Source organism: Curtobacterium sp. MCBA15_007, from assembly GCF_001864905.1.
In the GTDB taxonomy this organism is placed as follows: domain Bacteria; phylum Actinomycetota; class Actinomycetes; order Actinomycetales; family Microbacteriaceae; genus Curtobacterium; species Curtobacterium poinsettiae.
On sequence record NZ_MJGM01000018.1, the window covers coordinates 1 to 12,885 of the forward strand.

Annotated in this window: 13 protein-coding genes; 4 read left to right on the forward strand and 9 right to left on the reverse strand. The window is 71.6% G+C overall.

Features of this window, described 5'->3' with window-relative positions; all coding sequences use genetic code 11:
• Positions 1-47 precede the first annotated feature (47 nt).
• Positions 48-1,505: an amidophosphoribosyltransferase gene (gene purF, locus BIU95_RS09240; protein WP_042539088.1), complete on the reverse strand. Its 1,458-nt coding sequence runs from the start codon at positions 1,503-1,505 to the stop codon at positions 48-50.
• A gap of 74 nt (positions 1,506-1,579) precedes the next feature.
• On the opposite strand from purF, the gene purM reads away from it, so the two are divergent.
• Positions 1,580-2,695, forward strand: a complete 1,116-nt coding sequence (gene purM, locus BIU95_RS09245) for a phosphoribosylformylglycinamidine cyclo-ligase (protein ID WP_042539087.1) — start codon at positions 1,580-1,582, stop codon at positions 2,693-2,695.
• Between the two features lie 287 nt (positions 2,696-2,982).
• Here the strand turns inward: purM and BIU95_RS09250 are convergent, their stop codons facing one another.
• Positions 2,983-3,201, reverse strand: coding sequence for a DUF3073 domain-containing protein (locus BIU95_RS09250; RefSeq protein ID WP_017886249.1), 219 nt, complete (start codon positions 3,199-3,201; stop codon positions 2,983-2,985).
• 158 nt (positions 3,202-3,359) lie between these two features.
• On the opposite strand from BIU95_RS09250, the gene BIU95_RS09255 reads away from it, so the two are divergent.
• Complete coding sequence (locus tag BIU95_RS09255; RefSeq protein ID WP_083389313.1) at positions 3,360-4,487, forward strand: NAD(P)-binding domain-containing protein; 1,128 nt, start codon at positions 3,360-3,362, stop codon at positions 4,485-4,487.
• A 22-nt stretch (positions 4,488-4,509) separates the two neighbouring features.
• On the opposite strand, the gene BIU95_RS09260 is transcribed toward BIU95_RS09255, so the two are convergent.
• The 4 genes from BIU95_RS09260 to BIU95_RS09275 form a co-directional block, all read right to left on the reverse strand.
• Positions 4,510-4,950 (reverse strand): DoxX family protein, encoded by a 441-nt coding sequence (locus tag BIU95_RS09260; protein WP_017886247.1) that lies wholly within the window; start codon positions 4,948-4,950, stop codon positions 4,510-4,512.
• A gap of 120 nt (positions 4,951-5,070) precedes the next feature.
• Positions 5,071-5,346, reverse strand: a complete 276-nt coding sequence (locus BIU95_RS09265; protein ID WP_017886246.1) for a DUF3072 domain-containing protein — start codon at positions 5,344-5,346, stop codon at positions 5,071-5,073.
• A 61-nt stretch (positions 5,347-5,407) separates the two neighbouring features.
• Entirely contained in the window at positions 5,408-6,163 is a 756-nt protein-coding gene (locus tag BIU95_RS09270) for a hypothetical protein (protein WP_071251509.1), read from the reverse strand.
• 11 nt (positions 6,164-6,174) lie between these two features.
• Positions 6,175-8,400, reverse strand: a complete 2,226-nt coding sequence (locus BIU95_RS09275; RefSeq protein ID WP_071251510.1) for an APC family permease — start codon at positions 8,398-8,400, stop codon at positions 6,175-6,177.
• A 130-nt stretch (positions 8,401-8,530) separates the two neighbouring features.
• Between BIU95_RS09275 and BIU95_RS09280 the strand changes: the two genes are divergently transcribed.
• On the forward strand, positions 8,531-8,983 hold the full coding sequence (locus BIU95_RS09280; protein ID WP_071251511.1) for a MerR family transcriptional regulator: 453 nt from the start codon (positions 8,531-8,533) through the stop codon (positions 8,981-8,983).
• An 83-nt stretch (positions 8,984-9,066) separates the two neighbouring features.
• Here the strand turns inward: BIU95_RS09280 and BIU95_RS09285 are convergent, their stop codons facing one another.
• The 3 genes from BIU95_RS09285 to BIU95_RS09295 form a co-directional block, all read right to left on the reverse strand.
• On the reverse strand, positions 9,067-9,648 hold the full coding sequence (locus BIU95_RS09285) for a PadR family transcriptional regulator (protein WP_071251512.1): 582 nt from the start codon (positions 9,646-9,648) through the stop codon (positions 9,067-9,069).
• Positions 9,645-10,538: a DUF4097 family beta strand repeat-containing protein gene (locus BIU95_RS09290; RefSeq protein WP_017886241.1), complete on the reverse strand. Its 894-nt coding sequence runs from the start codon at positions 10,536-10,538 to the stop codon at positions 9,645-9,647. The genes BIU95_RS09285 and BIU95_RS09290 overlap by 4 nt, the downstream gene beginning before the upstream one ends.
• 134 nt (positions 10,539-10,672) lie before the next feature.
• Positions 10,673-11,326 (reverse strand): YitT family protein, encoded by a 654-nt coding sequence (locus tag BIU95_RS09295; RefSeq protein ID WP_071251513.1) that lies wholly within the window; start codon positions 11,324-11,326, stop codon positions 10,673-10,675.
• A 61-nt stretch (positions 11,327-11,387) separates the two neighbouring features.
• Here BIU95_RS09295 and BIU95_RS09300 point away from each other — a divergent pair, with 61 nt between their 5' ends.
• The gene (locus BIU95_RS09300; protein ID WP_042539078.1) at positions 11,388-12,839 is read left to right on the forward strand and encodes a PLP-dependent aminotransferase family protein; all 1,452 of its coding nucleotides are present in this window, start codon (positions 11,388-11,390) and stop codon (positions 12,837-12,839) included.
• Positions 12,840-12,885 lie beyond the last annotated feature (46 nt).

Here is a 12,885-nt window from a genome sequence, read left to right on the forward strand (position 1 = left end):
TGGCACCGGGCCTCCCGTCTGTCGTCTGGTCGCGTCTCGGACGCGACCTAGCTGAGCTGGTTGGCCTCGACCCAGGACAGGTACTCCGGGCTCACGGTGCCCGTGACGTACTCGCCCGTGAAGCAGCTCATCTCGAGGTCGGTCACGTCGGAGCCCTCGATGATGGCGTCGCGCATGTCCCCGACCTCCTGGTAGATCAGGTGGTCGCTGCCGAGCACGCGGTTGATGTCCGGGATCTTCCGGTCGTGCGCGATGAGCTCGGCGCGCGTCGGCATGTTGATGCCGTAGACGTGCGGGAACCGGACAGGGGGAGCCGCGCTCGTGAACGTGACCTCGTTCGCGCCGGCGGCCCGGGCCATCTCGACGATCTCGCGGCTCGTCGTGCCACGCACGATCGAGTCGTCGACGATCAGGATGTTCTTGCCCTTGAACTCGGACGACATCGCGTTGAGCTTCTGACGCACCGAACGCTTGCGCTCCGCCTGGCCCGGCATGATGAAGGTGCGGCCGACGTAGCGGTTCTTGTAGAAGCCCTCGCGGTACTCGATGCCGAGCTTCCGCGCGACCTGCATGGCGGCCGGACGGCTGGAGTCCGGGATCGGCATGACGACGTCGATGTCACCGGTCGGCGCGTACTGCTCGATGGTGTCGGCCAGGCGGTTGCCGAGGCGCAGACGTGCGTCGTAGACCGAGATGCCGTTCATCACCGAGTCGGGACGGGCCAGGTAGACGTACTCGAACGAGCACGGCACCAGGCGCGGGTTCTTCGCGCACTGGCGGGCGTGCATCTGACCGTTCATCTCGATGAAGACGGCTTCGCCCGGAGCGATGTCGCGGACGATCTCGTAGCCGCCGGACTCGAGCACGAGCGACTCGCTCGCGACGACCCACTCCGGCTGGCCGGCCTCGTCGAACTTGTGGCCGAGGATCAGCGGGCGGATGCCGAACGGGTCGCGGAAGGCCAGCAGCCCGTGCCCGGCGATGGTCGCGATCGTGGCGTAGGAGCCCTCGACCCGCTCGTGCACGCGCTCGACGGCGTCGAAGACCTGTCCTGGGTCGAGGTTCGCGCCGCGGACCTGGCCCTGCAGCTCGTGGGCCAGCACGTTGACCAGGAGTTCGGTGTCGCTCGTGGTGTTCAGGTGTCGACGGTCGATGTCGAACAGCTCACGCGTGAGTTCCCGCGTGTTGGTGAGGTTGCCGTTGTGCACGAGGACGATGCCGTACGGCGCGTTCACGTAGAACGGCTGGGCTTCTTCTTCGTTCGTCGCGGCGCCCTTGGTGGCGTACCGGACGTGCCCGAGCCCCATGGTGCCGAGGAGGGCACGCATGTCGCGGGTCCGGAACGCCTCGCGCACGTGCCCGCGGGTCTTGTGCATGTGGTGCACGTGACCCTCGACCGTGGCGATGCCCGTCGAGTCCTGCCCGCGGTGCTGCAGGAGGAGCAGTGCGTCGTAGATGGATTGGTTGGCGGGGCCCTGCGCAACAAGGCCGACGATGCCGCACATTCGCGGGTGTGCTCCAGATCAGTAGAATCGGGGGGTACCGCACAAGTCTGCCATGTCACCGCGAAGGACTCCGCATGCCCAACCCGTACGCCGAAGCCGGAGTGGACACCGCTGCCGGTGACCTGGCCGTCGAACTGATGAAGTCCGCGGTCGCGGCCACCCACAACTCCTCGGTCCTCGGGGGCGTCGGTGGGTTCGCCGGGCTCTACGATGTCTCGTTCCTGAAGGACTTCTCACACCCGTTGCTCGCGACCTCGACCGACGGCGTCGGCACCAAGGTCGCCATCGCGCAGGCGATCGACAAGCACGACACCATCGGGCAGGACCTGGTCGGCATGGTCGTCGACGACATCGTCGTGGTCGGCGCGAAGCCGCTGTTCATGACCGACTACATCGCCTGCGGCCGCGTGGTGCCTGGCCGCATTGCCGACATCGTCGCCGGAATCGCCCGCGGGTGCTCGGAGACCGGCACCGCCCTGGTCGGTGGCGAGACCGCGGAGCACCCCGGTCTGCTCGGCCCGGACGACTACGACGTGGCCGGTGCGGCGACGGGCGTCGTCGAGGCCGATGCCCAGCTCGGCGCGCACCTGGTGCAGGACGGCGACGTGGTCCTGGCGATCGAGTCGTCGGGTCTGCACTCGAACGGCTACTCGCTCGTGCGGCACATCCTGTCGACGCGGGGCGTCGGGTTCACGGACCAGCTGCCCGAGCTGAGCGGCGCCGGGTTCGGGGGCGCCGTCTCCGTCGGTGAAGCCCTGCTCGAGCCCACCCGCCTGTACACCGCACCGCTCCTGGCGCTCCTCGAGCAGCACCCGGGCGCGGTGCACTCGCTCTCGCACGTGACCGGTGGTGGCATCGCCGCGAACCTGGCGCGCGTGCTGCCCGTCGGCTCCTGGGTCGAGGTCGACCGTTCCACCTGGCAGCCGCTCCCTGTCTTCCGGGTCCTTGCGGACATGGCCGGCACCCCGATCGAGGACACCGAGGGCACCTGGAACCTGGGCATCGGCATGTTCGCCGTCGTCTCGGCCGGTGCCGCTGCCGAGGTCATCGCGTCGCTCGGCGCCGCCGGCATGCCGACGTGGCCCGTCGGCACGATCGCCACGTCCGCCCGTGACCTGACCGGCTTCGAGCAGGGCGCCAAGGGCGTCGACGGTGGCGCGGTCCGGCTCGTCGGGAACTACGCGGGCTGACCTGCCGTGCGGTGCGGTGCGGTGCCGTGCCGGTGGCCGGTTCCGCCGCGCCGTGGTGCGTGCGGCGAGTGGTCACGAACCGTCGCCTGGCGGGCCTGCAACCGACGGTTCTTGACCGCTCGGCATCGTGTGCGCGGGGAGTCGTGACCACTCGAAGCCGGGGCCCGGGCGCGCCGATGGATGCACGGGCGGACCCGGTCTGGGCGCGCCGTGTCCGGCCACGCCGTGTTCGGGCACGCAGAAACGCCGCGCTGCCCGAGGGCTGCGCGGCGCGACTACAAGAGATGTCAGGCGGACTTGTTCTGGTCTGCCTGGGTCTCGAACTCGTCTTCGTCTTCCGCCGGTTCCGGACCGTACTGGTCCGCCCAACGGTCGACGTAGTTCTCGTCGGAGTGTTGTCCGGCGGAGAGCTCCTGCTCGAGCGCACCGTAGTTCGTCTGCGGGCTGAAGTACTTCAGCTCACGGGCGACCTTGGTGTGCTTCGCCTTCTGACGGCCGCGCCCCATGCGTGACCCCCTCGTTCGGCTCTGGTCCGGTCCTGGCGAATGACGGAGGATCACTCGGGGAACCAGACGGTTCGTGGTTTGAAATCTGCCGATCACTCTACCATGTACCTCGATCTGGACGTCGCGCGACGGCTGGCCCGCACAGCAGAATCGAAGTGATGACGGAACCCCTCGAGACCCCGGTCGACCAGCACGCCCGCGTGGTGGTGATCGGTGCGGGGCAGGCGGGACTCTCGGTGGGATACCACCTGCGGCGCCTGGGGCTCGTCCCCGGCACCGACCTGGTGATCCTCGACCGCGCGCCGAGCACCGGAGGAGCGTGGCAGTTCCGGTGGGAGGCCCTACGGCTCGGGGCGGCGCACCGGGTGCACGACCTGCCCGGGATGCGCGCGATGGGCCTGGAGTTCGACGACGCCGACCGGTCACGACCCGCGCGGGACGTCGTCGGCGAGTACTACCGCCGGTTCGAACAGCACTACGACCTGCGGGTGCGGCGGCCCGTGTCGGTGACGTCCGTCTCGCGCATCGGCGCAGTCGGCGAGGTGGACGGTGGGCTGTGCGTCACGACCCGGGGCGCCGACGGTACCGTCACGCGCATCGGCGCCGACGTGGTGGTGAACGCCTCGGGCACGTGGGGCACGCCCTTCGTGCCGTGGTACCCGGGGCGCGACGTGTTCCGCGGCCGCCAGGTGGACACGACCGAGTACCGCAGCGCCACCGACTTCGCCCGGCAGGACGTCGTGGTGGTGGGCGGTGGGACGAGCGCGATCGGGTTCCTGCTCGAGCTCGACGGCGTCGCCCGTTCGACGCGGTGGTTCACGCGGCGCCCGATGGTCTGGGCCGGGACCGCCTCGCTCGACGTCGAGTCCGCGGTGGCCGCCGTCGACGAACAGGACCGCGCCGCCCGCGCCGGCGAGGTCCTGCCGAGCATCGTCAGTGGTACCGGGGTCCCCGTGTCGCGACGGATCCGGGCCGGGATCGACCGTGGCGTGCTGCGCGACGAGCCGATGTTCGCGCGGATGGACGAGAGCGGCGTGGTGACCAGTGACGGTACCCACGTGCACGCCGACGCGGTGATCTGGGCGACGGGGTTCCGGGCTGACCTGCGGCACCTCGCGCCCTTGCACCTGCGGACCACGGCGGGCGGTGTGGTGGTCGAGGACGGTCGGTCGGCGGAGGAGCCGCGGCTGTTCCTGGCCGGGTACGGCCCACAGGCGTCGACCATCGGGGCGAACCGGGCCGGACGCCTGATCGCCCGCCAGGTCATGGACACGCTGGCGGCCTGAAGACGCAACCGGGACGCGCGGCTCAGGCGGGGAGGGGCTCCTCGACGCCACGACGACGTCGCGACGACTTGAGCACCAGGGCGTCGAGCGAGAACCGCCCGGGCCCGGTCAGCGCCACGGCGAGCGAGGCCACCGCGAGCACGAGCACGTACTCGAACCCGCCGTCCTGCGAGTAGAAGCCGGCCGAGCCGTGGGCCAGGACGCCGGCCACCACCATGTCGACGGCCAGCAGCACGCCGACGACGCGGGTCGCGACACCGAGCACGAGCAGGACGCCGCCGACGAGCTCGAGGCCGGCGACGAGGGGTGCCGCGACCTCGGCCAGGGGGACACCCATGCCCGAGAAGCCCTGCACCACGTTCGGGATGCCCTGGGCGAACTTCTGGGCACCGTGGGCGATGAACACCACCCCGAGGACGATGCGGAGCGCGGTCAGGCCGATGGAGGTCGATGTCGTTCGCATGGCCACGAAGGTAGCCGTTGACGCGTCATCGATCATCCTCGGACAGGGCACTGACCGCGCTTCGCCAGAACATGCCCAGAGCATGCACAGACAGCGGTCCGCCGAAGGGCGGACTGCTTCTCAGGAATCGGCGCCGCGGCCCGTCTGCTGCTGGAGGCGGTCGATGTGCTCCGACGCCTGGGCCTTGGTGAGGTCGGCGGGGAGTTCCTCGCCGGCTTCACGGGCCAGGGTGTCGAGGTAGCTGCGCTGCGGTCCGGTCATCGGCTCGTCGCCGGTGACCCACTGCTCGGGGTCCTTGCTCGCGTCGGTGGAGGGGTCGGGTCGGGGGCCACCGAGGGTCTCGCCCTGGATCGGTGCGTCCGGGGTCTGCTGCTGGTCGCGGTCTGCGTCACTCATGTCCGCGAACGTACGCCGCACCCCCGGCACGACACGCAGCAGCGGCGTCCCCCGATCGGCCTCAGACCGCGGTGGCCGCGTACCGCACCAGGTCGGGCCCGACGGCACTCGTGGCGATCGGCACGACGCGGTCGTCGCGCCGGATCCAGATCGTCGCGGCACGTTCGTCGATCCGGTCGACCTCGTGCAGCTCGCCGTCGAGCAGCACCGACGCCGTGACCCGGACCAGGCCGCTCGCCGGACGTGGCGGCAACCCGACCACGTCGTCGCCGTACGCCGGGTGCTCACCGGGCTGCAGGAACGGTGACACCGGCGCGGTGACGACCTCGAGCCCCTCGGCGACGTCGGTCACCGCCACCAGGCGGACGGCCTGGTCGGTCGGCAGGGGCACGTCGACGACGGGCTCGGCGGCGGGCCCGGCCAGCGCGCGGAAGGCGGGCCGACCGTCAGGGGCGAGGTGGGCCTCCAGGCCGTCGATCCGGACGCGACCGCGCCCACGGGAGTCGGCGTAGACGCCGGGCTCGATGCCGGAACGCCGCGCCTCGAGCCGGGTCAGGACGACGCGGTCGGGGCGGTACCAGTCGCGGAGCGCGGCGGGGTCGACCCACCCGACGCTCGGGACCCCCCGGGAGAGCGCGGCGGACTCGTCGGCGGCACGCTCGTCGACCGCACCGAGCGGGTGCTCGCCGCGCACGGCGACGAGTCCTTCGAGCGGGCTGCCGGCCGGCGGTTCGTGGTCGAGCACCTCGACGCGCTTCGAGACCTTGCCGCCGTGTCCGTCGAACGTGGCGAACGTCCGCAGGTCACTGATGGTCATGGGGCCACATGCTACGACCCGTCGGCTCCCCGTCGCGGCGGCGAGGGGACGAGGGCGTGGATCTCGCCCGTGCAGAGCGCGGGGTCGACGCCCTCGGCGGGGCCGGCCGGACGGGTCGCACGGCGTGGCTGGATGCTGTTGCGCTCGGCGGACCGGAGCAGGCGGTCCTCGGCTGCGCCCTCGGCCGACGACCCGGGCTGCGCTGGCCGGCGGAGCGGGGGCCGGACGGGTTCACCGCGGCGCTCCTGGCCGGGCAGCGGGCGGGAGCGGCGGCCGTACAGCAGCTCGGACGAGTCGAGCAGCCACGGCACCAGGGCCACGGTGACGCCGTGCACGAGCAGCAGCTTCTTGCGGATGCGGCGGCCGCGGTGGTTGTGGAGCAGCCCCTCCCACCAGTGGCCGACGATGAAGATCGGCGTGTAGACGGTGACGACCTCGGAGCCGTGCTCGGCCCGGTGCGCCTTGATGTACTTGATCAGGGGCATCGAGATGTCGCGGTACGGGCTCGGCACGATCGTCAGCGGCACCTGGATGCCGTACTCCGCCCACTGGTCGCGCAGACGCTGGGACTCGGCGTCGTCGATGGCGACGTGCACGGCTTCGATGCTCGCGTGCTCGGCGGCGACCGCGTAGTCGAGCGCCTTGAGCACGGGCTTCTGCAGCTTGTTCACCAGGACGATGGCGTGGTCGCCGGTGGCGCCGAACTTCGTCTCGACGTCGGCCTCGATCTCGTGCGAGACGTCGCGGTAGTAGCGGTTCACGCCGAGCATGAGCACGTACAGCACCGGCATGATCAGGAACACGAGCCAGGCACCGTGGGTGAACTTCGTGATCGTGACGATGACGAGCACCACGAAGGTGAAGGTCGCACCGATCGCGTTGATGGTGCGGGAGCGGACGACCTGCCCACGGTTCACGGCAGGGTCGCCGTCGGGAACCGTTCCGTCGCGGTCCGCCCGCAGCAGCCGCGTCCAGTGCACGACCATGCCCGTCTGGCCGAGCGTGAACGACACGAAGACACCGATGATGTAGAGCTGGATCAGGCTGGTGACGTTCGCCCGGTAGACCACGAGCAGGGCCGCGGCGACCAGGGCGAGGACGATGACGCCGTTCGAGTAGATGAGGCGGTCGCCGCGGGTCGACAGCGCCTTCGGGGCGTACGAGTCGCGCGCCAGGATCGAGCCGAGCAGCGGGAACCCGTTGAAGGCCGTGTTCGCGGCGAGGAGCAGGACCGCCGCGGTCGTCGCCTGGATCACGAAGAACAGCACCGAGTTGTTGCCGAACGTCGCCGCCGCGATCTGCGCGATCAGGGAGCGCTGCGGCGTGGTCGCGCAGTTCGCGAATCCCTGCAGGTCGCAGGCGCGCTCGGCGTAGTGGACGTGCGACACGAGTGCCAGGGTGATGAGGCCGATGAACAGGACGATCGCGATGCCGCCCATCGCGACCAGGGTGGCCTGCGCGTTCTTGATCTTCGGGCGACGGAACGCCTGCACGCCGTTCGCGATGGCCTCGACGCCGGTCAGGGCCGAGCAGCCCGAGGCGAAGGCACGCAGGAGCAGCAGGATGAACGCCGCCTGCGTCGTGTGCTCCACGTTCTGCACGGTGTACGCCGCGGACTCGGCGACCGGGGCGTTGCCGGCTGCGACCCGGACGAGCCCGGTGACGACCATCACGAACACGCTCGCCACGAACAGGTAGGTCGGGATCGCGAAGGCCTTGCTCGACTCGCGCACGCCGCGCAGGTTGGCGGCGGCGAGCAGCACGACGAACAGCAGGGCGAGCTCGACGCGGAAGTGGTCGAGCATCGGGAGCGCCGAGATGATGTTGTCGACGCCGGAGGCGACCGAGACCGCCACCGTCATCACGTAGTCGACGAGCAGTGCGCTGGCGACGACCAGCCCGGCCTTCTCGCCCAGGTTCCGGTGCGCCACCTCGTAGTCGCCACCACCGGACGGGTAGGCCTTGATGAGCTGCCGGTACGAGGCGACGACCACGACGAGCAGCAGCACGACGAGTGCGGCGACCCACGGCGCGAACGTCAGGAAGGCCATGCCACCGAGCAGCAGGATCATCAGGAGTTCCTGCGGCGCGTACGCGACAGAGGACAGCGGGTCACTCGCGAAGATCGGCAGGGCCAGGTGCTTCGGGAGGAGCTGTCCTTCGAGCTTCTCGGAGGGGAGGGGATCCCCGATCAGTCGCGCTTTCAACGACCGGATCTCGTTCGTCACGAGCGGCAAACCTACTCAGTTCCGGGCGCGAGTCAACACGGTTCCCCCGCCGCACATTCCCGGTCGGCCGCGGGCGCTCGGCGGCGGCTGCTCGGTGCCCACTGCGGTTGACGCAGCGTCAAGCAGTACGGTCGCGAGCATGAGCGCATCGACAGGCACCGACGACGCAGCTGCGAAAGCACCCCACGCCATCGCCGAGGTGGCGCGTTCCGCCGGTGTCTCGAGCCGGACCCTGCGGCACTACGAGGCGGTCGGACTGCTGCCGGCCACCGCCGTCGGCGCGGGTGGACTCCGGCGCTACGACGACCACGCACTGGTCCGGCTGCAGCGGATCCTGCTGCTGCGCGGGCTCGGCTTCGCCCTGCCCGACATCGCGCGACGACTCGACGACGAGGGCGAGGACGTCGCGGCACTCACGGTGCACCTGAGATGGCTGGAGCACGAGCGGGACCGGCTGGCCCGGCAGCTCGCGGCGGTGCGCACCACCGTCGCGCGCGTCTCGCACGGGGAACCCCTGACGGCGTCCGACGCGTTCGCCGGCTTCGCGCCGACGCGGCCGTCGGCAGACGACCCACCGGTTGCGGGGCGGTGAGCTTCCGTGGATGCGTCGGTCGCGACCGCGGGCGGACGACGGCCGGGAGGCCCTGGTCGCCACCGCCTGTCGGCCGCGGGCCGTCAGAGCGACTTGCGCAGGGCCTCCAGGCCGTCACGCAGACGCGTCACGGTGTCCGAACCGAGCGTGCCGCGGGTCGCGCGACGACGCAGGTCCGCGCGCACCTGCTGCCGGAACGACGACAGTGCCATCTCGAGCTCGCGCATGGCGCGGGCGCTGTCCGACGGGACGGACACGGGCTCCTCGGTGGAACCGGTCGCCGGGCTCTCGGCCGCGGCGGCCAGGTCGGCACGGAGCGAGCGCATGGCCTCGCCCACCGAGGCGCGCACGCCGTCGGCCAACGACTTCACCGAGTCGCTCAGGCCGGACTCGACCGCGGCGATCTCGTCGGCACGCGCCGCGAGTTCGGCGCGACCGGCGTCCGTGATCGCGTAGACGGTCTTGCGGCCGTCGGCGGTCTTGGTGACCAGGCCGTCGTCCTCGAGCTTCGCGAGCCGGGGGTAGACGGTGCCGGCGCTCGGCACGTAGGTGCCGCCGAAGCGGTCGCCGAGTGCCTGGATGAGCTCGTAGCCGTGCATGGGGTGGTCTGCGAGCAGGACGAGCAGGTAGAGACGCAGGTGGCCGTGGGCGAAGACGGGACTCATTCGGGCACCTCGCTGTCGTTCGTCGGGGTGGTCGGAGCCGTCGGCGTGCTCGGCGCAGTCGTCGGCGGCGTCGGTGCGGCCGGCGCCTCGGCGACCGGCGGGGCGTGCAGCACCGCGATGTCGCCGGACACGGAGTTCACCCGCAGGTCGAGCCACTGGCCGGACAGCTCGCCGCCCTGCTTGACGTACGAGCCGCGCACGCCGCGGATCTCGGCGTCGTCGAACTGCAGCTTGCCGGTCGCGGTGTTGACCGTGCAGTTGTAGGCGACGCCGTCCTCGAGCCGGACGCTCACCGCGCCGGACACCGTGTTGATGCGGGCGGACTCGGGGATCCCGTGCAGGTCCAGCACGACGTCGGCGGAGACGCCATCGGCCTGGAACCGGGGGATCTCACCGGTGGCCACGACGTCGCCGGAGACGGTGTGCACCGTGAGGGCGCCGTCGAGGTCGCGGATCGTGGTGGCGCCCGAGACGGCGTTGACCGTGACGTCACCCGCGACGCCGTCGACCACCAGGTCGCCGGACACCGTGTTGAGGGTCGCGCCGCGGTTCGTGCCGGAGAGCAGCGCACCGGCCGAGACGACACCGAGCGTGATGCCGGCGTCGCGGGGGACCAGGATGCTAACGTCGGCGTGGGCCTTGCCGCGGAAGGACTTCAGGAACCCGATGGGGTCGTCCCACCGGACCTGGGGGTGGTCGACGGTGAGCGTGTCGCCGTCGACCTCGACGAGCATCTGCTTGCCGGACACGCTGTGGATCTCGACCCGTGCGGTCGGCTCGTCGTGCGCGACGACGTCCACCTGTCCGCCGACGAGACCGACGCGCACGGTGCGCACGATGCCGGTGTCGATGACCTTGGGCTCGTCGACGAGCCACTTCTCCTGCGCCATGGTGCCTCCTGGAACTCGCGATGTATCGCGTCTGTCGAGGTCACGTTATATCGCGACTCGGCGCTCCGCAAGGGTGCCGGGCGGATGGTGAGCAGAAGTGGTCGGGTGGGGCCGTGCGACCCGACCGTTCCTGCTCACGAAGCGTGCGTGACGGGGGTGGGGCGCGCCTCCTGGACGATCCGGCGCTCCGGGCTCCACGGGAACCGGCGGAAGTGCGGCATGAGCGGCTGGACCATCGGCCCGATCGCGAACGCCGCGATGACGGTGCCGGCGCCGACGTCCCCGCCGAGCACCCACCCGACGATCACCACGGTGACCTCGACCAGGGTCCGGGCGAGCCAGATCGGCCAGCCGAGCCGCTGGTGCAGGCCGACCATCAGGCCGTCCCGTGCCCCGGTGCCGAACCCCGCACCGATGTAGAACGCCGTCGCGACCGCGAGCAGCACGAGCCCCGCCGCGAACAGCCCGATCCGGGCGACGATCCCCGACGGCTCCGGCACGAGCCAGAGCACCAGGTCGGCACTCGGTCCGATCGCCAGGGCGTTCAGCAGCGTCCCGATGCCCGGCTTCTGGCGGAGCGGGATCCAGAGCAGGAGGATGACCCCGCTCGACACGACCGTGATGACGCCGAACGACCACGGGACGACGTTCTCGAGCCCCTGGGTCAGCACGGTCCACGAGCTCACACCGACCACCGCGCGGACCTGCAGTGCGGTCGAGGCGCCGTAGAGGAACAGCCCGACGAAGAGCTGGACGAAGCGCAGGGTGAGGGCGGTGCGGCGGGGCATGGTCCCATCGTCGCGATGGATTGGCCTGCTGGTCGAGAGCCAATCGCGCTACCGTGGACCCGTGCCCCCGGTTCTCATCAGTGCTCGCGCCGCCGCCCACCTGCTGACCGACTGGCGCGCCGGCACCACCGCCCCCGCCTACGAGGCGCTCGCCGACGCCCTCCGGGTCCTGGTCATCGACGGTCGCGTCGCCCAGGGGGTCCGGCTGCCGGCCGAGCGCGGACTGGCCGCAGCCCTCGGCGTCTCGCGCACCACCGTGGCGAACGCCTACGCCCGACTGCGCTCGGACGGGTTCCTGGTGTCCGTCCGTGGCTCCGGCAGCGTGGTCCACCTGCCCCGGGACCTGGTCGGCCGGCCCGACCCCGAACGCCTCGGCGGGGTCGTCGAGGGGGACGTGCTCGACCTCCGCAAGGCTGCCCTGCACGCGGCCCCCGGCATCGACGAGGCCGTCGAGCGAGCGGTCCGACACGTGCCGGCGGCGCTCGCCGGCATCGGCTACGACACCGTCGGCGACCCCGGCCTGCGGGCCGCGATCGCCGCCCGCTACACCGAGCGCGGGCTGCCCACCGATCCCGCCCAGGTCATCGTGACGATCGGCGCGCAGCACGCCATCGCGCTGCTCGCACGCGTGCTCGTCCGCCGCGGCGACGCCGTGCTCGTCGAGTCGCCGACCTACCCGCACGCGCACGAGGCCTTCCGCGAGGCCGGCGGCCGCCTGGTCGGCGTCCCCGTCGACGCGCGGACCGGGTGGGACGCCGCCGCGCTCGAGACGACGCTCCGCCGGACCGCGCCCTCGGTCGCGTACGTCATGCCCGAGCTCCACAACCCGACCGGTGCGACCATGTCCGCATCGACCCGCCAGCTCCTGCTGTCGACCGCGGCCTCGGTCGGCACGACCGTCATCGCCGACGAGACGATGGGGGAGCTCCGGATCGACGGTTCGCCGTCGCCGCCGTTGGCAGCGGCGGACCCGACGGGGGCGTCGGTCGTGATGATCGGTTCCGCCGCCAAGGTCTTCTGGGGTGGGCTGCGGATCGGCTGGATCCGCGCCGACCCGGCGCTGCTGCAGCGGCTGCTGCTCGCCCGCCCGACCGGCGACCTCGGTACCCCCGTGCTCGACCAGCTGGTCGTGCGCGAGCTGGTCCCGCGCACGGCTGCCGTCCTGGAGGCGCGGCGTGCGTCCCTGCGCGAAGGTCGCGACGCCGTCGTGGGCGCGCTCCGGGCCCGGCTGCCGGAGTGGGACGTCCCGGCACCGGCGGGCGGGTTGACGACGTGGGTGGGGCTCGGCAGACCCGTGTCGAGCGCGCTCGTGCTCGCCGCGCGGACCGAGGGCGTGGTGCTCGCCTCCGGCGGGGTGTTCGGGCCGGACGGCGGGTTCGAGCGGTTCCTGCGGGTGCCGTTCACGATGGCCCCGGCCGACCGGGGGCGCCTGGTCGACGTGCTGTCACGCGCGTGGGAGCGGGTGGGCGGCGAGTCGACCGGGGTGCGGGGGTCGTTGGCGGCGGTGGTCTGAGAGGTGCGTCGTCCAGGGCTCGGTGTCTTGCGGGGCTCGGGATCGT